The organism is Priestia koreensis, assembly GCF_001274935.1.
GTDB classification, from domain to species: domain Bacteria; phylum Bacillota; class Bacilli; order Bacillales; family Bacillaceae_H; genus Bacillus_AG; species Bacillus_AG koreensis.
In genome coordinates this window covers 62904-86028 of record NZ_LILC01000013.1, presented here as the reverse complement: position 1 = coordinate 86028, position 23125 = coordinate 62904, and the positions used below count along the sequence as shown (strand labels likewise).

Annotated in this window: 29 protein-coding genes; 20 read left to right on the top strand and 9 right to left on the bottom strand. The window is 41.3% G+C overall.

The genetic code is table 11. The features are described 5' to 3' along the window. Nucleotides 1-187: 187 nt before the first annotated feature. Nucleotides 188-418: a DUF7660 family protein gene (locus AMD01_RS09500; protein ID WP_053401169.1), complete on the bottom strand. Its 231-nt coding sequence runs from the start codon at nucleotides 416-418 to the stop codon at nucleotides 188-190. A 246-nt stretch (nucleotides 419-664) separates the two neighbouring features. Here AMD01_RS09500 and AMD01_RS09495 point away from each other — a divergent pair, with 246 nt between their 5' ends. The 7 genes from AMD01_RS09495 to AMD01_RS09465 all read left to right on the top strand — a co-directional run bounded on the left by AMD01_RS09495 (nucleotide 665) and on the right by AMD01_RS09465 (nucleotide 5336). Beyond that, nucleotides 665-1180: a DUF6141 family protein gene (locus AMD01_RS09495; RefSeq protein WP_053401168.1), complete on the top strand. Its 516-nt coding sequence runs from the start codon at nucleotides 665-667 to the stop codon at nucleotides 1178-1180. Between the two features lie 88 nt (nucleotides 1181-1268). After that, nucleotides 1269-2240 (top strand): arsenic resistance protein, encoded by a 972-nt coding sequence (locus AMD01_RS09490; protein WP_053401167.1) that lies wholly within the window; start codon nucleotides 1269-1271, stop codon nucleotides 2238-2240. 17 nt (nucleotides 2241-2257) lie between these two features. Next, nucleotides 2258-2758, top strand: coding sequence for a DUF3916 domain-containing protein (locus AMD01_RS09485; RefSeq protein ID WP_053401166.1), 501 nt, complete (start codon nucleotides 2258-2260; stop codon nucleotides 2756-2758). A 106-nt stretch (nucleotides 2759-2864) separates the two neighbouring features. Further along, nucleotides 2865-3365 carry a DNA topology modulation protein gene (locus tag AMD01_RS09480; RefSeq protein WP_053401165.1) on the top strand — a complete coding sequence of 167 codons (501 nt, stop codon included), beginning with the start codon at nucleotides 2865-2867 and terminating at the stop codon, nucleotides 3363-3365. A 169-nt stretch (nucleotides 3366-3534) separates the two neighbouring features. Beyond that, nucleotides 3535-3987, top strand: a complete 453-nt coding sequence (locus AMD01_RS09475) for a GNAT family N-acetyltransferase (protein ID WP_053401164.1) — start codon at nucleotides 3535-3537, stop codon at nucleotides 3985-3987. A gap of 194 nt (nucleotides 3988-4181) precedes the next feature. Beyond that, nucleotides 4182-4700 (top strand): DUF2716 domain-containing protein, encoded by a 519-nt coding sequence (locus tag AMD01_RS09470; protein ID WP_053401163.1) that lies wholly within the window; start codon nucleotides 4182-4184, stop codon nucleotides 4698-4700. A 6-nt stretch (nucleotides 4701-4706) separates the two neighbouring features. Then, nucleotides 4707-5336, top strand: a complete 630-nt coding sequence (locus AMD01_RS09465) for an immunity protein Imm33 domain-containing protein (RefSeq protein ID WP_053401162.1) — start codon at nucleotides 4707-4709, stop codon at nucleotides 5334-5336. A 51-nt stretch (nucleotides 5337-5387) separates the two neighbouring features. Here AMD01_RS09465 and AMD01_RS09460 read toward each other — a convergent pair whose 3' ends face one another. After that, nucleotides 5388-5921, bottom strand: a complete 534-nt coding sequence (locus AMD01_RS09460) for a dihydrofolate reductase family protein (protein WP_053401161.1) — start codon at nucleotides 5919-5921, stop codon at nucleotides 5388-5390. 253 nt (nucleotides 5922-6174) lie between these two features. Between AMD01_RS09460 and AMD01_RS09455 the strand changes: the two genes are divergently transcribed. The 4 genes from AMD01_RS09455 (at nucleotide 6175) to AMD01_RS09440 (ending at nucleotide 9783) form a co-directional block, all read left to right on the top strand. Beyond that, nucleotides 6175-7665: a CoA transferase gene (locus tag AMD01_RS09455; protein ID WP_053401160.1), complete on the top strand. Its 1491-nt coding sequence runs from the start codon at nucleotides 6175-6177 to the stop codon at nucleotides 7663-7665. Nucleotides 7666-7926: 261 nt separating this feature from the next. After that, nucleotides 7927-8304, top strand: a complete 378-nt coding sequence (locus AMD01_RS09450; protein ID WP_053401159.1) for a DUF2332 family protein — start codon at nucleotides 7927-7929, stop codon at nucleotides 8302-8304. A 14-nt stretch (nucleotides 8305-8318) separates the two neighbouring features. Next, nucleotides 8319-9251, top strand: a complete 933-nt coding sequence (locus AMD01_RS09445; RefSeq protein WP_053401158.1) for a hypothetical protein — start codon at nucleotides 8319-8321, stop codon at nucleotides 9249-9251. Continuing rightward, nucleotides 9214-9783: a nucleotidyltransferase family protein gene (locus tag AMD01_RS09440; RefSeq protein WP_053401157.1), complete on the top strand. Its 570-nt coding sequence runs from the start codon at nucleotides 9214-9216 to the stop codon at nucleotides 9781-9783. The genes AMD01_RS09445 and AMD01_RS09440 overlap by 38 nt, the downstream gene beginning before the upstream one ends. 113 nt (nucleotides 9784-9896) lie before the next feature. On the opposite strand, the gene AMD01_RS09435 is transcribed toward AMD01_RS09440, so the two are convergent. Then, the gene (locus AMD01_RS09435) at nucleotides 9897-10904 is read right to left on the bottom strand and encodes a C45 family autoproteolytic acyltransferase/hydrolase (RefSeq protein ID WP_053401156.1); all 1008 of its coding nucleotides are present in this window, start codon (nucleotides 10902-10904) and stop codon (nucleotides 9897-9899) included. 87 nt (nucleotides 10905-10991) lie between these two features. Further along, a complete protein-coding gene (locus AMD01_RS09430) occupies nucleotides 10992-11753 on the bottom strand; it encodes an SDR family oxidoreductase (RefSeq protein WP_053401745.1) in 762 nt (253 codons plus the stop codon). 172 nt (nucleotides 11754-11925) lie between these two features. Here AMD01_RS09430 and AMD01_RS09425 point away from each other — a divergent pair, with 172 nt between their 5' ends. From AMD01_RS09425 to AMD01_RS09405, 5 genes are all read left to right on the top strand, one after another. Further along, nucleotides 11926-12387: a GNAT family N-acetyltransferase gene (locus AMD01_RS09425; RefSeq protein WP_053401155.1), complete on the top strand. Its 462-nt coding sequence runs from the start codon at nucleotides 11926-11928 to the stop codon at nucleotides 12385-12387. A gap of 17 nt (nucleotides 12388-12404) precedes the next feature. Next, entirely contained in the window at nucleotides 12405-12716 is a 312-nt protein-coding gene (locus tag AMD01_RS25065) for a TIGR04104 family putative zinc finger protein (protein WP_053401154.1), read from the top strand. A 64-nt stretch (nucleotides 12717-12780) separates the two neighbouring features. Next, entirely contained in the window at nucleotides 12781-13458 is a 678-nt protein-coding gene (locus tag AMD01_RS09415) for an AlkZ-related protein (RefSeq protein ID WP_053401153.1), read from the top strand. Between the two features lie 191 nt (nucleotides 13459-13649). Then, on the top strand, nucleotides 13650-15029 hold the full coding sequence (pbp4b, locus tag AMD01_RS09410; RefSeq protein ID WP_053401152.1) for a penicillin binding protein PBP4B: 1380 nt from the start codon (nucleotides 13650-13652) through the stop codon (nucleotides 15027-15029). 141 nt (nucleotides 15030-15170) lie between these two features. Further along, nucleotides 15171-16250 carry a bifunctional transcriptional activator/DNA repair enzyme AdaA gene (locus tag AMD01_RS09405; protein ID WP_053401151.1) on the top strand — a complete coding sequence of 360 codons (1080 nt, stop codon included), beginning with the start codon at nucleotides 15171-15173 and terminating at the stop codon, nucleotides 16248-16250. Between the two features lie 40 nt (nucleotides 16251-16290). Here the strand turns inward: AMD01_RS09405 and AMD01_RS09400 are convergent, their stop codons facing one another. After that, entirely contained in the window at nucleotides 16291-17169 is an 879-nt protein-coding gene (locus AMD01_RS09400; RefSeq protein WP_053401150.1) for a GNAT family N-acetyltransferase, read from the bottom strand. A gap of 192 nt (nucleotides 17170-17361) precedes the next feature. Here AMD01_RS09400 and AMD01_RS09395 point away from each other — a divergent pair, with 192 nt between their 5' ends. From AMD01_RS09395 to AMD01_RS09390, 3 genes are all read left to right on the top strand, one after another. After that, nucleotides 17362-17808 carry a GNAT family N-acetyltransferase gene (locus tag AMD01_RS09395; RefSeq protein ID WP_053401149.1) on the top strand — a complete coding sequence of 149 codons (447 nt, stop codon included), beginning with the start codon at nucleotides 17362-17364 and terminating at the stop codon, nucleotides 17806-17808. A 24-nt stretch (nucleotides 17809-17832) separates the two neighbouring features. Further along, the gene (locus tag AMD01_RS24460) at nucleotides 17833-17979 is read left to right on the top strand and encodes a hypothetical protein (RefSeq protein ID WP_169775948.1); all 147 of its coding nucleotides are present in this window, start codon (nucleotides 17833-17835) and stop codon (nucleotides 17977-17979) included. 140 nt (nucleotides 17980-18119) lie between these two features. Then, nucleotides 18120-18563 (top strand): hypothetical protein, encoded by a 444-nt coding sequence (locus AMD01_RS09390; protein WP_053401148.1) that lies wholly within the window; start codon nucleotides 18120-18122, stop codon nucleotides 18561-18563. Nucleotides 18564-18687: 124 nt separating this feature from the next. Here AMD01_RS09390 and AMD01_RS09385 read toward each other — a convergent pair whose 3' ends face one another. The 4 genes from AMD01_RS09385 to AMD01_RS09370 form a co-directional block, all read right to left on the bottom strand. Further along, complete coding sequence (locus AMD01_RS09385) at nucleotides 18688-19074, bottom strand: 5-carboxymethyl-2-hydroxymuconate Delta-isomerase (protein WP_053401147.1); 387 nt, start codon at nucleotides 19072-19074, stop codon at nucleotides 18688-18690. 11 nt (nucleotides 19075-19085) lie between these two features. After that, on the bottom strand, nucleotides 19086-19826 hold the full coding sequence (locus tag AMD01_RS09380; RefSeq protein ID WP_053401146.1) for a fumarylacetoacetate hydrolase family protein: 741 nt from the start codon (nucleotides 19824-19826) through the stop codon (nucleotides 19086-19088). Continuing rightward, nucleotides 19823-20599, bottom strand: a complete 777-nt coding sequence (locus AMD01_RS09375) for a fumarylacetoacetate hydrolase family protein (RefSeq protein ID WP_053401145.1) — start codon at nucleotides 20597-20599, stop codon at nucleotides 19823-19825. The genes AMD01_RS09380 and AMD01_RS09375 overlap by 4 nt, the downstream gene beginning before the upstream one ends. 94 nt (nucleotides 20600-20693) lie before the next feature. Beyond that, nucleotides 20694-21593, bottom strand: coding sequence for a LysR family transcriptional regulator (locus AMD01_RS09370; RefSeq protein WP_053401144.1), 900 nt, complete (start codon nucleotides 21591-21593; stop codon nucleotides 20694-20696). A gap of 600 nt (nucleotides 21594-22193) precedes the next feature. Here AMD01_RS09370 and hpaI point away from each other — a divergent pair. After that, on the top strand, nucleotides 22194-23120 hold the full coding sequence (gene hpaI, locus AMD01_RS09365) for a 2,4-dihydroxyhept-2-ene-1,7-dioic acid aldolase (RefSeq protein ID WP_053401143.1): 927 nt from the start codon (nucleotides 22194-22196) through the stop codon (nucleotides 23118-23120). Nucleotides 23121-23125 lie beyond the last annotated feature (5 nt).

Here is a 23125-nt window from a genome sequence, read left to right as displayed (position 1 = left end):
GACCATTTTCTTTTCGTGGGTACATGTAAGAACTACGAGCGCTCGATTTTAATGTAAACAAGTTGAGTTGGCGATTAATTAAGCTATAGAAGGAGCACCAAAACTCTCGGGGCCATTGTGCTTCGAGATTTGTAAAGCATTACTTTGTTGAACGTTAACATCCGCAAGTTAAGTACTCTATTATTCATTATTCGTACCTGCTTCCTGCGTACAATATTTTTGCAAAAGTACTCCATGTAGCTTCTTCCGTTAGTAAGTCCGTATCATTTGTCCAAGCTTCCATCCCATCTAGGAATGTATCTATACTTGTATTTTCCCACTCCTGTTCATTTTCTAAATAGTTCACCTTTAATAATTTTATGAATTGTAATAAATCTTCTTTAGAATGGACTTTCGCTTCAATTTCATCAAATTTCACCTTTAAATAACCTCATTTCATTTCAATCTTTCATATATAAACATACAGTAGGTTTTTACGCTTGAAAACAATATCCATTCGCTTTTTTCTGAACGCTTGTGTTTGTGCTACACTACTGCATATATTGCTGTGGTGACTCGTTAATCGAACCAAATCATATTCCATGTGGTTTTATATAAAGATTTATTTTCCCTCTTATCATCACGTATAATGAAAGATAAATAAACAAAAAGGAGGGGGTTTTACGTGAGCAAAAAAGCAAACGTACGTTACCGAGAAATTCAGCGTCCTAGAACGCTTTTATTATGGGTGCCGATGCTCGCGGTTGCCTTGTTGATGTGGTATGCCTTTATTCAGCAAGTCTTTTTTGGAAATAAAGTTGGCACAAATCCCGCTTCTAATGGCACGTTGATCGTCCTGTGGGTTGTTTTTGGAATTATCTTTCCCGTTGTTTTTCTTGGCCTGTTGAAGTTGGTCACTGAAGTTCGTGATGATGGTCTTTATATACGATACGTTCCGTTTCACATTCATTATAAAGTTTTTCTCTTTTCAGAGATCACGTCCTATAAGCCCATTACATACAGCCCGTTAAAACGATTTGGTGGATGGGGCATTCGATTTAATCTTCAGAACGAAATAGCCTATAATATGAGCGGGAACAGCGGAATGGAAATACAATTTCAGCAACATACGATCGTGATCGGCACAAGGCGTCCAGACGAGCTGAAAAAAGCGATTGACGCTGCATATCAGGAAAAGTAGCCTCGAGGCTGGAGAAAAGTCAGCTACAATGAAGAAGAAAAGCGCATGAATGTGTTAAAGAGATTTGAAATGAGGGATATAGTTATCCATGATTACATCTAGAGAGCGCTTAGAAAATAATCAAATTTGGGTTTACGGTGTTGCACTAATTATTGGAGCCATTATGGGACTCTCCAGCAAGCCATTCGGTGAAAGCCTGCATTGGACGATTTCACCGCTCATTGCCACTTTAATGTACGGCATGTTTGCGCAAATACCGTTTTTAAAACTGCGTGAGGCAATGTCAAACGTAAAATTTATTGTGGCTTTGCTCATTGGAAACTTCATATTTGTTCCAATTGTCGTGTGGGTGTTAACAAGCATCTTCCCGCAATCTACGCCTGTTTTATTGGGCATATGCCTCGTGCTACTCACTCCGTGTATTGACTACGTCATCGTCTTTACTCAGCTTGGAAAAGGAAATGAGAAATTAATGCTTGCCTCAACGCCTATTTTATTTGTTGTTCAAATGCTTTTATTGCCCGTTTATTTATGGTTGTTTATTGGCGAGAAAATGGTCGGCATTGTTCATGTGGCACCCTTTGTGGAAGCATTTCTTGTTTTAATTGTGCTCCCGCTTGCGGTAGCCGTTCTTACGCAGCTATGGGCGAAAAAGGCGACCGCAGGGAATAAGTTTTTAGACTTTACTGCATGGCTCCCGGTACCATTTATGGCACTCGTATTAATCGCCGTTGTGGCTTCACAAATTCATAAAGTATATAGTGACTTTCACATCATCGTTCACGTCATACCCATTTATGTGTTGTTTTTAGTAATCATGCCTTTTTTATCGCGATTTCTTGTGTGGATATTCAAATTAGACGTAGGTGAAGGTCGGGCATTAATTTTTAGTACCGCAACGAGAAACTCACTTGTTGTACTACCGCTCGCACTAGCACTACCAGACAAATGGTCGACAATAGCTGGAGCAGTCATCGTGACGCAAACGATCGTCGAGCTTGTCGGTGAACTCGTCTACATTGGGATTGTTCCTAGATTTGTGATGAAAGATCGCCGTTGAATGAAAAGAGGATAAAGATGAGAGAAAAGAAAATGCGGGGCATAAACCGCAAAACAACTAGACTGCTAGAGAGAATTAAGGCGTATACAGAGGTATTTCCGACAGATTTTTATCATGGGTATTGGCACTTACACCTTCCTGTTTCACAAGGATTTATTGATTCTCCTAAAACCCCCCAAAAAGCAAAGAGAGCGTGCATACAAGGGCTAGTAGATCAAGCGGAGCACTTGGTTGGACTGAAGCCATCAGATGATTACCGAGTGGTGGCACTGATTACAAGTCCTGAATTATGGGGTTCGCAAATCATTGTTTTTAAAGGTCAGGATTATTTTACGCGGTTTTTTGACCGAAACAGCGACGATCAAAAATGGGTGCCTCTACCTAAAAGCAGAAACCTTCAAACAGAGAAAAACCTACTCATCCCGAGCCATTTTAACGTATCGGGCGTGACGGAAATGATAATAGATGAGGACGGCACAGAGGAAAATGAAATTTGGTTTGTCGGAGAATTAGAGTAAGAAAGAAACAGATTCCTTTTGATAAGGAGTCTGTTTTTTTATTTTCATCTAAAATGCTATACTATCAATATGGTAAAAAATTCAATTTGAAAGAGGCGTTAAATAGATGAAGCGAATTATGTTAATTGGATCAGGTGGTTCTGGAAAGTCTACGCTCGCGAGGGAGCTTGGAGAAAAATTAAACAATCCCGTTTATCATCTCGACGTGCTCTTTTGGAAGCCGAATTGGGTTGGAGTGGAGAAGGACGAGCAGCAAAAAGTGCAGAAATCATTAGTGCAAAAGTCAGCATGGATTATTGATGGAAATTATAGCGGAACGATGGACATTCGCCTTGAGGCTGCGGATACAATTATTTTCCTAGACATTCCGCCCACGGTTTGTACATATCGTGCGCTAAAACGAATGATTACCTATCGTAACCGAAGGAGACCTGATATGGGTGAAGGGTGCGAAGAACACTTTGATATAGGATTTTTAAAATGGGTATGGTCGTATCCAAAAGAAAAACGTCCCGGTATTTTGAAGAAGCTTCAGCAACTTCAGCACAAGCAGATCATCCAGTTACGATCTCCAAAACAGGTGAAAACATTTTTAGAAACGATGTAGGGATGATGGGGAAAATCTATTATTATCTAGCCGATTTTCTGCAAGTGGAAGAGAACAAATAAGAGCGATCCGGTGCTTTTTTGCCTAAAATATGAAATTACGTGACCATTCCGGTGCAAAATAATGTGAAATATCGTACAATATAGAAAAATAACAACGGAGGGGTAGTATGATTATTAGACCTTTAACAGCAGAAGAACCATCACCTATGAATTTACTTTTACTAGCTGATCCTTCTGAAAAGATCGTTCGAGAATACTTGGAGCTTGGAAAATGCTTTGTTGGGGAATACGAGGGAGAAGTAGTAGGAGTGTACGTACTACTACCAACAAGACCTGAAACGGTTGAACTTGTGAATGTCGCCGTTGCGCGCGATCATCAAAGCAAAGGATTTGGCGCACAGCTTGTGAAGCATGCGATTGAAACGGCAAAAGTAGATAACTATAAACGAATGGAAATTGGCACAGGCAACTCTAGTATCGGTCAGCTTGCGCTTTATCAAAAATGCGGCTTCCGTATAACAGGGATTGATCGGGATTTTTATTTACGTCATTACGACCAAGAAATTTTCGAAGATGGCATTCAGTGCTGTGATATGATCCGCTTATCGCAAAACTTGTAAGCGCTCTATCTAGTAGTCTTGTAGCCATGCAAATTATACATATGAACTGAGCGATCGATCAGAAATGGTGTAGCGGTTGGTTTCTCATACACAACAGAAATAAGAACACGGGCATATTCGTTTAGGAGTATGTCCGTATTTTTCTATGTGCTTGTTAAAGAAAAAGTTTTACCTAAAGAGAGAGGAATGAGCGAATGGATAATTGGATTCCCTTCACTGAACAGGAGCAGGATGTCGTTTGGGAAGTCATTGATAAAATGCTGAAATTTAGTCCTAGTATACGTCGATTTCCAGGCTTGAAGGTACCCCGTCCTTTTATAACATATGATGTTTCAGGCTATTTTGAAGGAACGATGGGGGAAGGAGCTTATGAAGATTTAGAAGAGAAATCACTAAGCGTCTTTCAGAAGCTAACAGATCCTGACGAATATATATATGCCTTAGATTGGCAGCATGAGTGCTATTGGTTAAATTCCCATCTACCCCTTGAACGAGATGAATGGGGAGAGTGGATAGTTCCCATCTTTCCGAACGGCGACTATTATTTCTTCATCGAAAAAGATTTTAAGTGGGGATTTTTAGGTCATCCGTGGGAACGAAGTATTACCATATTTGGTGAAGAGGTTTTGCGTTGTTTTGAAAAGAACAAGCCGATCATGTTCCAAAAAATTTTGCGCCAGTCTCCTAGTAAAGTCAATAAGAAAAAGAGGTGAGTCAATATGAACTGGTTTTTAGACAATGCACGAGAAGCAAATAAAAAAGCACCGTATACCTTTTACATTCCGAGTGAAGAGGTAATTCGACAACTCAGCGTAGGAGATCTTGTGAAATTAATTTTCGTTGCCAAAGAACCAAGCGAAGATGGGATGCGAGCAGAACGGATGTGGGTTGAAATTACATCAATCGAAGGAACCCATTTTATTGGTAGGCTTGATAACGAACCATATCATGTAGACATCGCACCGAATACTGTTATTACGTTTAACCGAGAGCATATTTGCAGCACAGAGCACGATGACCCCGCAAATGAAAAATGGGACTTTTATTTTGATACGCTTGTCACGGTAAGTAACGACGTACTAGATCGAAGAGAAGTAAACTTTATGCTTCGGGATGAGCCTCACGAAGAAGGGGATTCAGGATGGTCTCTTTTAAGCGGCTATGAGGAGGATGATTACCTAGCTGATCATACTAATTTCCAAATCGTCTCACTCGGGGTTGTACTCAATATGGATGATACCATATTGGATTTTTTTCATGATCCGCCGCTTTGCGCCTATGAACGGGATGAGCAAGGCAACTTTTATAAAATAAAGGACTATGACTGGGATCAGTACTTAAATAACTAGCAAAAACCACGCCTTCGTAAGCGTGGTTTTTGCATATTTTAGACGTTTTCTTTATTTTTGAACTTCATAATGCAACTCAACAAATTGGTTGAAGTTTCTCATGGTCTTTAACGAGAGGTTTAATTGATAATCTCCCTCTTTGAATAATGGAATACCTTTTCCGAGTATAGCTGGAGCAACTGTAATAATAAGTTCGTCCACTAAGTTTTCTTTTAGAAAGAAATGAAGTAATTCTCCTCCGCCAACAATCCATATATTTTCCCCATCTTGCCTTTTTAGTTTGTCTGTAAAAATAGTAAGATCTTCATTTACAAACGTTACATTTTTGGTATTTTCCGTAGAAGACCTTGTAAACACATAACATGCTTTGTTTTCGTATGGAAACTCCTTGAAGTCTTGATTCATGATCCAGTCATACGTTTTTTTACCCATTACAACCGTATCTACGGTACTATAAAATTCTGAATAGCCGTTATCTCCCTCTCCTTCGACATCATAAAGCCAGTCTAGAGACTCATCTTTTGTCGCAATATACCCGTCTAAACTCGAAGCAATAAATAATACCACATTTCGTTTTTTACTCATATCGTCACATTCTCCTCAATCGAATAAATGTTCTACTAGTTTATTTTTATCATAATTGAAGGTAAACCCCAAAAAAATATGGACTAAAATCCTTCCCACATTATCCATGCCATCCTTATTGTCTATTAAACATTGATGATCCCACAAAATTTTTCTAGAAAATGCAATAATAACTCCTTTGAAACGGGTAACCTGTATATAGAAACAACTAGTCATTATTCTAATTCAGTACAGTCGAAAGGGGAATGCAACGATGAGCAATAGAGAATTAACAGATATGTTAAATGACGCCTACCATAATCCGATTAAAGAGGACGACGGCTTTGACATCTATAAAGAGCTTGAAAAAGTACTAGCGGATGTCGGGTTATCTCCAGAGGATGCTGGAGGAAACATTTCCTTTTACGGAAAAGATCCGATTGCACCTAGTACGCTTCGCCTTGCGTCAGCAGCAGGAATTGCCTTAGTGGCCAAATCCGTTGCGGTGGCTAAGCTGTGGAGAGGAAAAGGTGGAAAGGGACAAGACATTCATATGGACCTACGTAAAGCGCTTCGACGCCTATCACCTTTCTATGATAAGAAGTGGGAGAGGTTGAATGGCTATGCGCCAGGAAAAGCGAATGATCCATATAATCCGCTAAACTTTACCTTCTATAAAACGCGGGACGGAAAGTGGGTTATGCCACTAAATCCATATCCTCGATCTAAAAACGGAGCGTTAAAACTGTTAAACTGCACGGAGGATAAATCAGCCGTGGCTCATGCTATTATGCAATGGGACTCAGCTGAACTTGAAAAAGCAGCTTCCGAGCGCGGAGTTATTATGCCTGTGGTTCGCACATTAGAAGAATTTATGAAAGAGCCTGTGTATGACGTCATTTCAAAACTTCCGCTCATTCAGATTGAAAAAATTGGAGAAAGCGATCCTGAGCCGATTCCAGATGGTGCAGAATCTCCGCTTGATGGAATCCGTGCTTTAGGTCTTGGACATGTTATTGCAGGCGCTGGAATGGGTCGAGCGCTTGCGTTGCACGGTGCAGATGTATTGAACGTATGGAGACCGACCGATTGGGAGCATGACATGGTATATTACACGTCGAATGTCGGAATGCGCTCAACAACTCTCGATCTTAATAACGGTGAAGGAAAGCAAAAAATGAACGATTTGCTTGCTGATGCAGACATTTTCTTTGCCAATCGACGCTACGGTTTTCTGGAACAATACAGCCTAACAGCTGAGGACGCGGCGCAAATTCGACCAGGCATCATTCACTGTACGGTTAATCTCCACGGAACAGAAGGGCCGTGGGCAAATCGAAATGGATTTGATCAAACGGCAGGGTGTGTGACAGGGGTGATGGCATTAGAAGGTTCTTCCGATAATCCGAAGTTACCACCAATCTCTATCGTGAATGATTATGCGATTTCGTGGTTGCTCGAAGTAGGCGCACTCGTTGCGCTTGAGCGACGTGCTCGAGAAGGTGGAAGCTATCGTGTGAGCATCTCATTGGATCGAGTTTCATTATGGATTATGTCGATGGGGATTTTTGATAAACAGTATGTAGCACAAACATCAGGTAAAACAGAAGAGCATGAATTTGTTGCGCCAGATCTGTTTACAGCTGAAACCCCGTGTGGCATTTACCGAGGGGTAACAGACCAAGTTCAAATGTCTGAAACACCTGGTGAATATAAAACGGTTCTTGTTCCAAGAGGGTCGTGTCGTCCAGAATGGCTGTCTTAAGCAAAGGAGTGGCTTATTATGACGAGCGAGGATCGCTTCTAAAACGATCCTCGCTCGTTTTATGTCAATTTTGGTTTTAAATAAACTAACTGAAGGGATGGTAGCTGTACGATCTTCGTAACGTCTTTTAATCATACGATCTCCTCCAAACTATGTATAAAATAACGCCCTTCGTTTTACCATATAATTCAAGTTTAATTGAACGGGTTTTTCGTCGATAGTATAATAGAAGAACGTGGATTAGAAGGGGGAGTAACGGATATGAGTGCTACTACGGAAGAACTCGAGCGGCTAAGACAAACGTTTCAAACATTGGCAGATGCAGAGTGTGAAGGATCAAGTGCACTTTATCAAACGCCTTCTCTTGAAATTGCCAAAGACGATGATTTACTACAGCTTGCCTCCTACTGTAGGTCAGGACAGCCCATCCCGAACCTTTTTCTGGGCGCTGTACATTACTTGCTGTTGCGGGGAATCGATCATCCGCTAAAAGCAATGTATCCAAGTCTTATACACGACGTTGCTAACACACGAGAAGCGTTTTCATTATTTAAGAGCTTTTGTAAGTGTTATGAGACAGATATTACATACATTCTCCAAACAGAAGGTCATGGGCGGTGGTTTGAGTGGAAATTATGAACAGGTGGGATACAATGAAAATAACCATTCAACCGACAGAAGACGTGTTACAATCGTGGATAAAAAACTATGTACCGACGGTCGATTTGTTTTTTATTTATCAAGATGACTTAACCTTATTTCAAGACTACTTGCGGTCTGTGCTTGTATTACCGAAAAAGGAATTTCAGCAGCACTCTTCCTATCAAAATATCCAATTAGTGAACAGCTATGAGTATTGGAGCATTAAAGATGACTATGAGTATGTCATTGTTGCCCAACCAGAGTGGGTCACTAAGCTGACGAATCAAAAGAAAAAGCAGCTGTTTGCAAGGCAATACGAATTGCAGCGTGGGCTAATTTTTCCCCTCGCTAGTTTTCCAAATAAAGAGGAGGTACCCATTCATTATCTAGCAGGGATTGAATCAAAGGTTGTCGTCGTTCAAGCCTATATGTGGCAAGAACTATCAACAGAAACAAGAAAAGAAGTACTGCGTTTATATGCAAAAGAATGGGAGAGCGACAGCAGTCAGCTAGCTCCTGACACTATTCATCCATCTCTAGGAAAATACGTGAATACATTCCCAGCAGACAGTGGGAGTAACTGCTTATCAACCGTTCTATTTGCCGTTACCAAGCAAGAATGGATCTTAACGGAGTGGGTTCATCAAGAAACGTTACGATGCGGCCTACAGATGGCAGGCTACGAACAAATACATACAGAAACGTTTCAAGAAGGAGACATCATTACTTTTTTAGATGATCATGGAACGATTCAGCATGCTTCTTATTGCTTGGGAAATCAGTTGTTTTTTAACAAAAATGGCCAAACAATTTTTAATCCCTGGAAAGTCGTTCATTTGGACGAGCTATCTAAAGACTGGGGACGATATAAAATGGTCATTTATCGTGTAACGGAGGAGAGTTTTAATGCTAAAAACGAGGCAGGACATTACGAATCTTATTAAAGAGGACGAGTGGATGATGGAGATTCTACGGGGAGCTGCGGCATTAAATCTTCCTGACTGGTGGGTGTGCGCTGGTTTCATCCGCTCCAAAGTGTGGGATACGTTGCATGATTACGAGGAGCGAACACCCATGCCAGACGTTGATGTCGTGTATTTTGACCCAGAAGAAATTGACGAAGCATTTGAAAAAGAGCTCGAACAGCGTTTGCGAGAAATCAATCCCTCTATACCATGGTCTGTGAAAAACGAAGCACGAATGCATACGGTGAATGGTCTTGCGCCTTACACATCGACTGTAGATGCCATTTCAAAATTTCCTGAAACCGCTACGGCTTTTGGCGTAACGTTAGATGAGGCAGGGGAGATTAAGCTTGCGGCACCGTGTGGAGTGGAAGACCTTTTGACGATGACGCTTGCACCTACTTCTTACTTTAAAAAAGATAAAAACAGGCTACAGCTTTATGAAAACCGAGTTAAACAGAAGAATTGGCAGGAAATTTGGCCGAAAGTAACCATTTTAGCTGGGCTGTGAGGAATTCCTCAGGATAACCGCAGATCAGAAGGTATTTAAAATGACAATGAAGGAAAAAGGCTATTGACGGTTAACATCAGAAGCCTTTTTTTCTTTACATGCTTTCTATAAATCTACTTAATCATTCCTTCAAAAAACGTCGCATCTAGATCATGTCCGTCTACCCATTCGCGGAACGAAAAGGATGTCACTTCTCCACGTGCAAGTGCTGTGATGATTTGCTGATCACGGAATGAATAACCAAATGTATGCATCGTACCAAATAATTGCTCATAATCTGTGTAAAACAAAGGTGAATCATCATCGCTAAATGCGTGAAATAATTCTTTAAACGATTGGTTATTTCCTAAACTATGAATATAGTCGTTTCGTTTTGTTGATCCTTGCGTAGCTTGACGATTTTTACTGCTCATCTCTTCTTGCTGAAAGTGATTTACACAGGAAAGAAGCGGTACTCCTTCGCGCGCCATGACGAGGGAAGGGCTTGCCTCAACGGCAGCCGTATGCCCATTTTGATCCCCGACAGAAAAATTGTAGCACGTGGCATGAGGTATTTCTTTTAGTAGCGTAATAGCCTCATCTGTTGAACGGCATTGTTCTAGGACCATTCTTACACTCGTCCACGCCGCTATTCCTTGCTGTGTTTCCTTATTGTTTACGAAATGAAGACCAATGGCTAATCCGTGTTCGTTTACTCCTTCATGTCGACCAATCAGCTGAAGGTTATAGCCACATGATGCGTAACCTTGGTCTGGTTGGATCAGGGAAAAAATTCCGTCGTATATTTGGGGTGAAAAATCGTAATTTCGCATATAATAGAGGCTGTTTACGAATGCAGAGCAGCCCATTTCAGGAAGAGTCGGAACGTCATAACCACTAAAAAGCGAGGCCGCTTTCTCATATGGGATCTCGAGGCCGTCCGCTATTCCTTTTAGCTCATCAATGAGTTGAGGAGAGAAGCTTTTAAAGACGGATTCCATTTCTGATAGAGTAACAGCAGATTTTGTGACGGAGGCAAACGTCGCAAGAAGCGGTGAATTTTTAATGGTTTTCCCAAGCGTGACGCCTATCTCATAAGAACTTGCTCGTTGTTGAACGACATTTACGATAAATTTTGACATTGTCTGTACACCTTTCATTCCAAAATAAAAAGCCAACTTATGGTTAATTTTAACACAAGTTGGCTTTCATCTTTGGTCGTAGACGTATTAAAAATCAGGGTTTTTCGATAAAAAGTTGTTCCACGCCGTTTTCATTCCTTGTTCTGTCTCGTCTTTTGAAGCATGAAGACGTTCTTCCGTTCCGCCGTAGCCTATTTCTAGTTTCTGTGCTTCGAGCCCTGCAAAAATTCCTTTTGTAAAATCATCGAGCGGGGCTCCGAACGTATGAAGACCAACACCACCCAAGTCCGTGTTTACGGCAGGGGGAAGGACTTCAATCACTTCCACACTCGTTTCTGCCAACTGCTCACGAAGTGTTAGAGAGAAGGAGTGTATCGCTGCTTTTGTGGCGCTATAGATAGGTACCCAAACGCCTGGTTGAATCGCTAAACCTGACGTGACGTTCATAATTACTGCATGTTCTTTTTCTTTAAAATAAGGCACGCAAAGCATGGACAAATGCATCGGTCCTTCAATATTAATAGCTAGTTCTTTTTGATAGTAGGACCAATCGTTTTTAGCACGTAGAAGATTTACGCGCTGTTGAATACCTGCATTGTTCACAAGGACATTAAGACCTGGAAATTCCTCTGTCACAGAGCGGATTAGTTCTATTCGCTCTGCCTCTTTGGAAACATCGGCAACACGTGTGTGAAGAGAAGGTAATTTCTCTTTCGCTTCTGCCAGTTTTTCTGCACGTCTTCCGACGATAATAACCGTATTGTCACGTGTTAGAAACTGCTCTGCGAATGCAAGGCCAATCCCTGAGGCACCGCCCGTAATTAAAATCGTATTTCCTGATAACTTCATGTTTACACAACCTTTCACTTTTACTTCCATAGCGTACACCATTCATCATCTTGCCATGTACAAATACGATGCTATTTTCCCTTTTTCATCCATTCATGAAACTTCTATCCTGTCTATTCGTATAAACTAGAGGAGAGATCATTCAGTTTTTTTTTAACGGAGGGCCTTAACGATGGATATTAAGCTAAAATCAATTACGAGACAAAATTGGGAAGACGCAATTGCACTTCAAGTAGAGAAGGGGCAGCAACACTTCGTTCCTAGCGTCGCCGTCTCTCTTGCAAAAACATATGTAAAGCCTGACGGTGATCACATCACTTACGTTCCATTTGCGATTTACAATAAAGAGAAAATGGTAGGGTTTGTGATGCATGCCTATGAACTAGGTAGTACAAACATGTATTGGATTAACGGGTTTTTGATTGACTCCGCTTACCAAGGAAAAGGATACGGAAAGGCAGCTATCTTAGCGCTTATCGAATGGATACGAACTAGCTTTCCACTGTGCGAAGAAATTCGTTTAACGGTGTATGATGAGAATCAAAAAGCGACGCGTCTTTATAAATCCATCGGCTTTCAAGAAACAGAGCACTATTACGTTGATGAACGGGTATGGTTTTATAGAGTTACTTAAATAAGGAGTGGGAAAATATGCAAAAATGCACGTGCTGTGGACAATCATTTTCGTGGAAAGAAGTATGGAAAGCTAACGCATTTTTATATTCACCCTTAACGTGTAAAAATTGTGGAACTGAACATACGGTTACATTTTGGACTCGATTAATAATGGGGGTATTCATTGCTACACTCCTCACAATGATCAATGTTTTCCTTAATCGCTATCACCTCGCAGTTCGCTACCAGATTATTTTTGTTTGTGTTTATCTTGTACTTATGATTGTGCTCTTTCCGTATCTTGCTCGCTATAAACGCTCTAAAAATAATACGAACGAACATTCGTGAATAAAGAGGATTTATCAAACATCTCCCGAAATAGTTGTTATATACGAATGAAGGAGACAACGAAATGAACGATAACTTAATTAATACGTATGAAGAGGCAAAGCAAGTAGTAAGCGAACTCGGTTTCTTACCGCTTGCTCCACTTTTTCCAGAGTTTCCGTCCTTACAAAGCATAACAAATCGAGAGTGTTGGTACACGGATGAACCAAATGATCCGTGGACGTGGAGAACGAAATTTGCAGCAGACGGGGTTGCCGCCTACGGAAAGTTTGTGAAAAAGAAATCCATTCTTATTTCAAAAGAGCTATTTCCACTCGTTCAAGTCCTTCTTGGAAGCGAAGATTCACTAAAAGAGCGTTATGAGAATGGAAATCTCTCAAAAGAAGCACTTCAGCTTTTTGACATTATTGAAGCTAATGAAGGCATTGACACAAGGTTGCTTCGCACACAAGCGGAAATGAGAGAAAAAGAGAAGAAGAAACGGTTTGATCAAGCTTTAGTGGAACTTCAAGGAAACATGGATATTGTCGTTTCAGGTATTAAAGAAAAACACAATGAGTTAGGGGAAAAGAAGAGCTGGAGTAGCACGTCATTTGAAACAATGACACACTGGGTGCAAAAAAACAGAGTAGAAACGTTTCGTGGTACAAAAAAAGAAGCAAAAGAGCTTTTATATAAACACTTTTCAGCTGTCACTACACCGCCAGCCTTTGCAAAATTTAAAAAGCTTTTTGCTTTATAAAAAATAATTATCTGAGTATTTAGACATATTTTTTATATTGGTTCACATGCCTTATGACACATAAATTCCTCTTCCTTCCAATTTATTAATAGGTCTTCTATCGAATATATTTCGACTATCGAATCGCTTACAATAAAAATAGGAAGATTACTAGAATAGAAGATTCCGTTAAGGAAGAGGGGGATTTTGTTATGAAGCGTTCTACTGTTATTTCATCAGCTTTATCATTATCACTGCTATTTTCAGGTGCGGTAACCGTGTCAGCATCAGGTACATCGGTTGTCGCATCGAAAGATCATCATCCAAACCATGGTAAGCAAGTGAGGTATCCCACTTTGAAAAAGACAAATCATCCTGAAGACGTTGGGTTTTCATCCGAAAAACTAAAAAAAGTTGATCAGCTTATTGAGGAAGACGTAAAAAATGGGTTTCCTGGTGCTGTTCTTCTTATTGTAAAAGACGGCAAAATCGTCAAAAACACCGCCTATGGCTACGCCAAAAAATATGACGGCTTAACACCGCTGAAGCACCCTCAAAAAATGAAAACCGATACGATGTTTGACCTTGCGTCCAATACGAAAATGTATGCGGTCAATTTTGCCCTTCAAAAGCTTGTAAGTGAGAAAAAGATTAATCTAAATGCTCGTGTACAAGACTACATTCCGGAATTTCATGACCAGCCTGGTGACCAAATTAAAGGAAAAGATACGCTTCGTATTATTGATATCCTTCATCACAGCGCAGGTTTCCCACCAGATCCTCAATATTTTAAACCAACTGCAGGTGGAGGGGCACTTTATTCCCAGGAACGTGCCAAAACGCTTCAACTGATCTCCAAAACACCGCTTCAATATGAACCTGGAACGAAAAACATCTATAGTGACGTCGATTATATGCTGCTTGGCTATATTATTGAGAACATTACGGGTGAACAGCTTGATCGGTACGTAGAAAATCATATCTATAAGCCGCTAGGGCTGAAGCATACGATGTTTAACCCTCTTCAAAAGGGATTTAAGCCTCGTGACTTTGCCGCAACGGAATTAATGGGGAATACCCGTGATGGAGTCATTAACTTTCCGAACGTTCGTACATATACTCTACAAGGAGAAGTTCATGATGAAAAAGCCTTTTACTCGATGGGCGGGGTGTCTGGTCACGCAGGATTATTTTCAAATACAAACGACTTAGCCGTTCTCCTGCAAGTTATGCTGAATAACGGTGGATATGGAAACGTAAAGCTGTTTGACAAAGCGACAATTGATGAATTTGTTCAGCCATCAGAACTAAATCCTACGTACGGATTAGGCTGGAGACGAAATGGAGACGCGAGCATGGAGTGGATGTTTGGTCCATATGCGAGTGAGAACGTCGTTGGTCATACAGGCTGGGTTGGAACGCTGACCGTTATCGACCGCGAGGAAAATCTCGGGATTGTGCTACTTACCAATAAAAAGCATTCTCCACTTGTTGATCCGAAGGTGGATTCGAACAAATTTGCCGGAGATGCGTTTGGAACCGGGAAATATGGTAGCGTCGTGACGGCTGTTTATGAGGCGCTGCAAAAATAAGTTCTACGGAGATAGAGGACATTTCCTCTATCTTTTTCTTTTGAAGAAAAATTGGTGTTAATTTTTTTGGTTTTTTACGGAGAGGAGTTTGGTATGATGACGATAATAGAAGATTAGAAAAAAGTGTAGGAGGACCACCGTATGATTCGTGACCAAAAAGAAGTGGATACGTTTTATCAAATGCTTATCGAGCGCAATTCAAGCTACGAGGGAACATTTTTTGTCGGTGTGAGGACAACCGGCATCTTTTGCCGACCAACATGTCCTGCGAAAAAGCCGAAACAAGAAAACTGCGAATTTTTCCGAACAGCGAAGGAGGCGGCTCTTGCCTCTTACAGACCTTGTAAGAGATGTCAGCCGCTGAATACACCGAGCACCTTATCATCTGAAGTGAAAAAACTAGTAGAGGCCATTGAAGAAAACCCGCAGCGAAAATGGAGCGATAAGGACTTTGATGATCTAGCTATTAGCGCTAATACAGCGAGACGCCAATTTAAAAAGCAATTTGGCATGACGTTTATTGAGTATGCAAGAGCAAGGCGTCTCGGCACAGCCTTTCAGCACATCCGAAACGGTAAGCCGCTTATCTATACGCAAATGGACAGTGGCTTTGAATCAAGCAACGGATTTCGCGATGCTTTTACGCGAATTATGGGCGATGTCCCGAAAAAAAACAAAAACATTACGCTGTTAACAGCCAAATGGATGGAAACAACGTTAGGTTCAATGCTTGCGATTGGGGATGAGCATGAGCTTTATTTATTGGAATTTGTGGATCGAAGAGGACTTGAAAAAGAAATTGAACGAATGCGTGTCAAATTGTCTGTCGCAATCGTTCCAGGTACAAATGAACTTCTTGAAGATCTTGAACAGCAGCTTGGGGAATATTTTGAAGGGGACCGCTCTTCCTTTGACATTCCGCTTACTGATAAAATTGGATCAAGCTTTCAGAAAAACGTTTGGCGACTACTAGGCGAAATTCCCCCTGGCAAAACGATTAGCTACAAGGAACTGGCCATTCAAGCGGGTAATCCAAAAGCATACCGTGCCGTAGCACGCGCAAACGGAGCGAATCAAATTGCTATTCTCATTCCTTGTCATAGAGTCATTACTTCAAACGGTGAACTTGGTGGATATGCAGGGGGTCTGCAGCGAAAAGCGTGGCTACTCGAACTTGAAAAAATGAAGGCAGGTTGTCACGAAAACTTAACCGTATACTAGGTGCAAAAGGTGCTTTAAAAGCACCTTTTTGTGATAGTCTCTATGTCAACCGATAGGTGATCCAAGTCGGACTTGGCGCAAATGGGAAATGCTTTAATACGTTCATTGCATAGGTGCTTGTCGTATCAAACTCTCCCGTAATTAACTCTATTCCATTGTTGAGCGAATCTAAAATTTGTTGCTGTATGATTGGGAGAATGAGAGCCTCGTTATCTGACGCACCAAACCACCCTAATTCCACGAAGTTTTCCTGCGAGCCTTCATGGAGAAACGAATACGCCGCGATATGATGTTCGTTTTGATCGACTAGAACATAACTTCCGTTTTTAATCACATCGTCAGCAAAAATTATGTCTTTCCATTCACTTACTGAAAAGTGAGCAACCGGATTGTCAAGGTGTGTCTCTTCATAATTGCGCTTCACAAGACCCGCTAATTCATCTGTTAAATGCTTATTTGCTGCTAGATCAGCAAGGGTTTTTAGCTCAACATTTTCAGGACGACCAAAAGGATGTTCCACTACATGAGCGACCTTTAACGTCGTCATGTACGTTCGTCTAATTTCTTTGAATCCTTTTTTCGTATACAGCTCTTTCAAGTTAACAGACGTTTCCCAAATCGACGTCTGAAGGGGAAGTGAGTCTTTTCGATTGTCTAGAGCCTTCTCTACTAATTTCTCCTCTACCTGTAAATGTCGATAACAGGGGTGACATAACATTCGTATGTATGTGCAAAATGGGTGAAAGCTATTTGACCATGAGAATACAATTCCGGCGAGCTCTGTACCGACCATAGCTGCGTACACATCATGCGCACGATTCATCAGACCACGTACACTTTTTTCCTCAAAGCATGCCTGTAGCAATTCCATCAACTGATCTTCGTTTCTCCCATGATATTTTTTAATTTTTACAACCATATGTATTTCCTCCAATGACACTATCCACTATGTTTTTTACTAATTTTACCACAGGAGGAACGGATGTTTAGAAAAATAGTACAAACTTGTACACGAACAAGTTTGTATTAACAAATAATGGATCTTATGGTAAGTTGGGTGAAAGTAGTGATGGAAGTGAATTTCTTCTACACGTAGTGGAGGGCAACAAAAATGGCAAACATTCATTTTAAATCAATTGATGACACAAACAAATCCCTTGTTCGAAACATAAAAATTAAGCGCGAGCAGGAACCCTTTATCGAAACGGTCGATCAGTGTCTGCAAGAAGCCAATACATACTCTGAGTGGAAACCGGTCGCTATTTATAATGATGACATCATCATTGGATTTGCTATGTACGGTTCCTTTGGTGATTCTTGTGACACGTGGATTGATCGCATTATGATTGATGAAAAATACCAGGGAAAAGGATACGGGAAGACAGCCATGAAACAACTCATTGACCATGTGTCAAAAGAGTACGGGGTTAACGTTGTTTACTTAAGCATTATTGAAGAAAATAGACAGGCCTATCACTTGTACACCAAGATCGGTTTTACGTTTATCAACGAACGTGATCCAAACGGTGAGCTCATATTTAAATACACCATTGCTTAGCTACTAAAAAGAGGAGGTTTTGCAATGCTACAATTTATTGATGATTTGGCAGGGGCAATTCGTGATTGGTTTTTCTTTATTATTCGGTCGCTTAGCTATTTAATAGCAGGGGGGCTCATCGTCGCTGTGCCAATGTATGCGATTGTTTGGATTGTTGAGTGGTTGAATTAACGCATATGTAAAAGACCTTACTATAGAACTAGTTAATTTGCTATTTATGGCTCATTCCATTTGTGGTGAGCACTGATATACTAGTAGATGGCTATAAATTGAAAGTTCATCATACCAATTACATAAGCGAGGTTCTCATCATGAAGAAAATGTTATTATCAACAGCAATGAGCGTAGCTCTATTAGTCGGTGGTGTTTCTGCTACTGGTCTTGCAACTCCAAGTAAAGCAGAAGCAGCAGGTTTTGAAGTTCAATTAACTCGAAGTGGATATTTCACGAACTATGTAACATCTAAAGCTTATGGAGATAAGTATGATTCTAGAGTCAAAACATTTAGCTTAACAAACGGTTACATTAAGTCAAATAGTTCTGTGAGCGGCTCTTATAAAGTTTACATTCAAACTCGTAAAAACAGCAAATACAGCTGGAAAACGGTCAAAACTGTAACGGCTACAAAAAATGGAACAACTCATTTTACGTCACCAAAAATTCCGAATGGCTACTCGTATCGATTTTATACGGTGAATACAGGCACGAAGAAAAAAGTGAATTTCTATATGTCATGGATTCCATTTGCAAACTAATCACAAACAGCGAACGTCACTCTTCATAGGGGAGTGACGTTCGTTTTTTATCGATATAAAAATCAGTTGACTGATCATTGAATAGCTAATAGAGCTTTTCGTCAGCTATTTTTTGGTTATACCACTATTTCCGAAATCGCCCATGGATATTATTATGCTTGTACGTGCCTGCTTCACTGAATTCGATCAGCTCTAACGAGAGGGCTAAATAGCGTCGTTCGTACATTTCAGCAAAATGCTCCTTTATGACGGCAAACAGCTCCTCACATACGTTTTTTTTATCAGCTTCTGAACGCCCCGCGCCAATTTTTAACGTTGCATGAACGAACGCATCGTCTTCCTTTCCATCAGCAACGCGATAGTCGTGAAGTTCAATTGCCCGCGAGCGAATGCCACCGACAGGGAAAAGGGGAGACTTTGAAATTAGTAGATCATTCACCTTTTCTAAAAGTAGTGATATGCGCGCTTCCTGCTTAATATTATCGGTATATTCCAAAGTGAAATGAGGCATGGCTATTCCTCCTATTCGCTAACAATCCAATTCGTTAGTCGACCAATTCCTTCGATTTCAACCGTTACTTCATCTCCAATCTTCGTGTCCACTAAACCTTCCGGAGTGCCTGTTAAAATAATATCGTGCTCGTTTAGGGTCATGAAGCTGCTTAAATATTCGATGAGCGTTGGGATATCAAAAATCATGTCTCGGGTGTTGCCTTCCTGCGTCACGTTTCCATTTACAACCGTACGCAAGCTTAAATTCATCGGATCTCCTACGTCTGATGCATCAACAAGCCACGGGCCGATCGGAGTACACGTATCACGGTTTTTTACTTTTAGGTTCGGGCGATAGTAATTTTCAAGGTAATCTCGAACAGCATAGTCATTTGCAACGGTATAGCCCGCAACATAATCATAGGCCTCTTCTTTTTTAATATGTTTTCCTGATCGACCGATGACGACCGCAAGCTCACATTCATAGTGCATATTCGTCGCATCAAGAGGACGAACCGTTTTCGATCTGTGCCCAACAAATGTGTTTGGTCCTTTTAAAAACACAAGCGGCTCGGTCGGCGCATTAAAGGACAGCTCCTTCGCATGATCTGCGTAGTTTAATCCGAGCGCAAACACGGTTTTAGGTTGAACAGGAGGAAGGAAAATGACGTCATTTTCTTCGACGATTTGGCCGCTTGGAAGCTGCAATCCTTCTTCTACTCCAACAGCGTTATGAATCGTTCCATTATAAGCAACGCGCGCTTTTTTCATCCTTTTACCTCCTCAAGCTGAACGACGTTTTCTAAATACCCAATGCCCTCTAGTTCAATGCGCACAACATCACCGTTTTGAACAAGCGGTTTATTCTCTGGAACCCCGATCAGTAAAACATCGCCTTTGTAAAAGGTCATAAATGATGAGACATCAGAAATAAGCTTGGAAACAGAGCGAATAAGATTTGCGGTTGTGTTTTCCTGCTTTAATTCGCCGTTTACGAAAACTCGAACTGTAAGATGATCTGGGTCTTTGACATGCTCTTTCAGGATAATGTAAGGACCGATGGGGCAAAATCCGTCTCGTGCTTTTTGCTTAATCGCCGGACGGAAATACATATCGTGCGGAATACTCACATCATTAGCGATCGTATAACCTAACACGTAATCTAGCGCTTTTTGCTCCGTAACGTTTGATGCAGTTTCGTTAAAAACGACAGCCAAAGCTGCCCCAACAGAAAGATGAGTGGCATCAGCAGGTAGTGGAATAGAGTGATGCATACCAGATAAGGTATTCACAGGCTTAATGTATAAAACCGGTGCCACAGGTGGCTTTTGATACGGCGCATTATGTACCTGATCACCTAATGCTTCAAGCTCTCCCTTATAATTTAAAAGCGTGCCGTATACCGTTCCATGAACGGGCGGATCGCAGATGAGATTTTCGAGCTGAATGGTCTGTGTTGAAAGGGTAATGGAATGGAAATCTTGGTGAATAGAAGCTTCTTTTAGAGTGGGTGAACCAGTAAGTTTAATTCGTATATTCTTCATCGACTTCACTCCTAAACGCTCTATAAAAAAGAGGTGAGATATTGAAAGGGTTTTCGTTAACAGCATATATGAAGACTCGTAAACTTTCAAACAATTATTTTATGACGTCTTGTTGAAACAATTCTAAAAAGTGCTGAGCGCTCTTTGACAAATAGCGATCCTTCAGCCAAATAACGGCTGACTCTGAGACAATTTCGGAATCCTCAATCGAAAGCGCGACCGTATTTAGCTGGGGAATAGCGGAAAGCGTCGACTTTGGAACGATTGTTGCCCCAACTTCTGACTCGACGAGCGATAAAATCATGGACGCATCTGGGCATTCCAAAATCACGTTCGGCTTAAACCCGTGACGCTTGCATTCATTCACAATCATCTCAAACTGCCCCTTGCCATTAATACGATGAAGCAACAAAAGCGGAAAATCTTGTATCTCCTTCATCTGAACAGACGTCTTCTTTGAAACCAACTGCCACCACGATTGCGGAATCACGAACACATAGGACTCCTTTGGAAGAGGAATCATAGAAAACTCATGGTCGCTGCTTTCAAGAGGGAGCCTCGTTACGGCAAGATCAATCGCACGCGTCTTTAACAGCTCGCTAATATGAAACGTATCACCCTCACGGAGCTGAAATGTTACAAGCGGATACGTTTCACGAAACGCTTTAATACGCGCTGGCAAATACGAAAAACAAGACTTGCTCGCTCCAACGGCAACAACACCCTTTAACCCTTCATCCGTACTCTTTACCTCCACAACCGTCTCATCCAAATCAGCTAAAATCTTTTTTGCCTTTGTATACAACACAAGCCCACACTCCGTCACTTCCATAAGACGACCGTTTCGCTCAAAAAGCGTCACCTCAAGTTCGGACTCAAGCTGCTTCAACTGCTGACTCAAAGGCGGCTGCGCCATATGAAGCTTTTTCGCAGCTCGCGTAATCTGCTTCTCCTCCACGATCGTACAAAAATAACGAAGCTGCTTAATATCCATTTCACAAGCCTCCTAAATAAAATCGCCTCTAATGCCAAAAAGGACACAAACCCACCCGCAGCGCAGGGTGATAGCCAACACTAGTAATCCCAGCAGAACCAAAATAACCTCTCCGCCAAGCCAAAAAGGACACACACTCATCCGCAACGCAGGGTGATAGCCAACACTAGTAATCCCAGCAGAACCAAAATAACCTCTCCGCCAAGCCAAAAAGGACACACACTCACCCGCAACGCAGGGTGATACGCTCTACTATTGATCTAGCAGAACCAAACATAATTAGGGACTATCACTACACAACATAAAATCCACCAAACCAACCGCCATACCAGACTCCCCGAACCAACCCACAAAGATCTACCATGAGCGGATGACGTTAACCCGCAAGGGAGGACGGCATCCGCTTATGCTCCGCCACTGAGCCCTAACAGCCCCTCCGTTAGGGCTCAGTGGCGGAGTGAATCAAACATGCATATTTTTTTCGTATGGAAAACCAACTTTATCAATATTTCTCATATAACATACCACATGTTAAGGTATTTTATGAAAGGGTTTTCATTTATTTTTTAGATTCCAAGATCCATAAGGAGTGATAAATAGATGTCTAGATACGCAGAAGCAAAGAAAAAACTAAGAGGGTCGATTGCCCCCGTCATTACCCCATTTAACGACGACTATTCCATTGATTTTCCGTCCTTTGAAAAACTCATTAACTGGCATATTGAAAAAGGAACGCACGCTATTTCAGTAACGGGCACGACAGGTGAACCAAGCTCTCTAACGGTAGAAGAGCGTGTCCAAGTGATGCAAGCCGCCTCAAAAGCCATTAATGGACGAGTCCCATTTGTTCCAGGTACAGGCTCAACGAACCATGATGAAACGCTGTACTTAACAAAAAAAGCAGAAGAAATGGGTGCTGATGCAGCGCTTGTCATCGTTCCTTATTACAACAAACCTTCACAGCACGCTTTATACAAACACTTTAAGGCCGTTGCTGATTCTGTTTCCATCCCCATCATCGTCTATAACATCCCAGGAAGAACCGCAACAAACCTTCAGCCAGAGACGCTCGCAAAGCTTAGCCAAGACTGTCCAAACATTATCGGCGTGAAAGAATCCAATAAAGATTTTGAACACGTGAATCGCGTGTTGCTTCACTGTGGTCGTGACTTTTTACTGTATTCAGGCATTGAACTGCTTTGTTATCCGATGCTTGCAATTGGTGGAGCAGGGCACATTAGCGCAACGGCCAACATTTTGCCTAATAAGGTCGCAGAAATTTATGACGCCTGGAATGAAGGCGATGTTAAACGCGCGCAAGACCTGCATTTTGATTTAATGGAGCTTAATGATGTGCTCTTTAAAGACACGAATCCTGCTCCGCTAAAAGCCGCAATGGGCATGATGGGAAGCATTAAACCAGTCCTACGTCTCCCAATGGATTTGCCGACACAGGCTCTTCAAGACGAAATTCGTCACGTGCTATCGAAGTACGTCACGTTACCAGATCATATCTCAACGAACTAAAATGA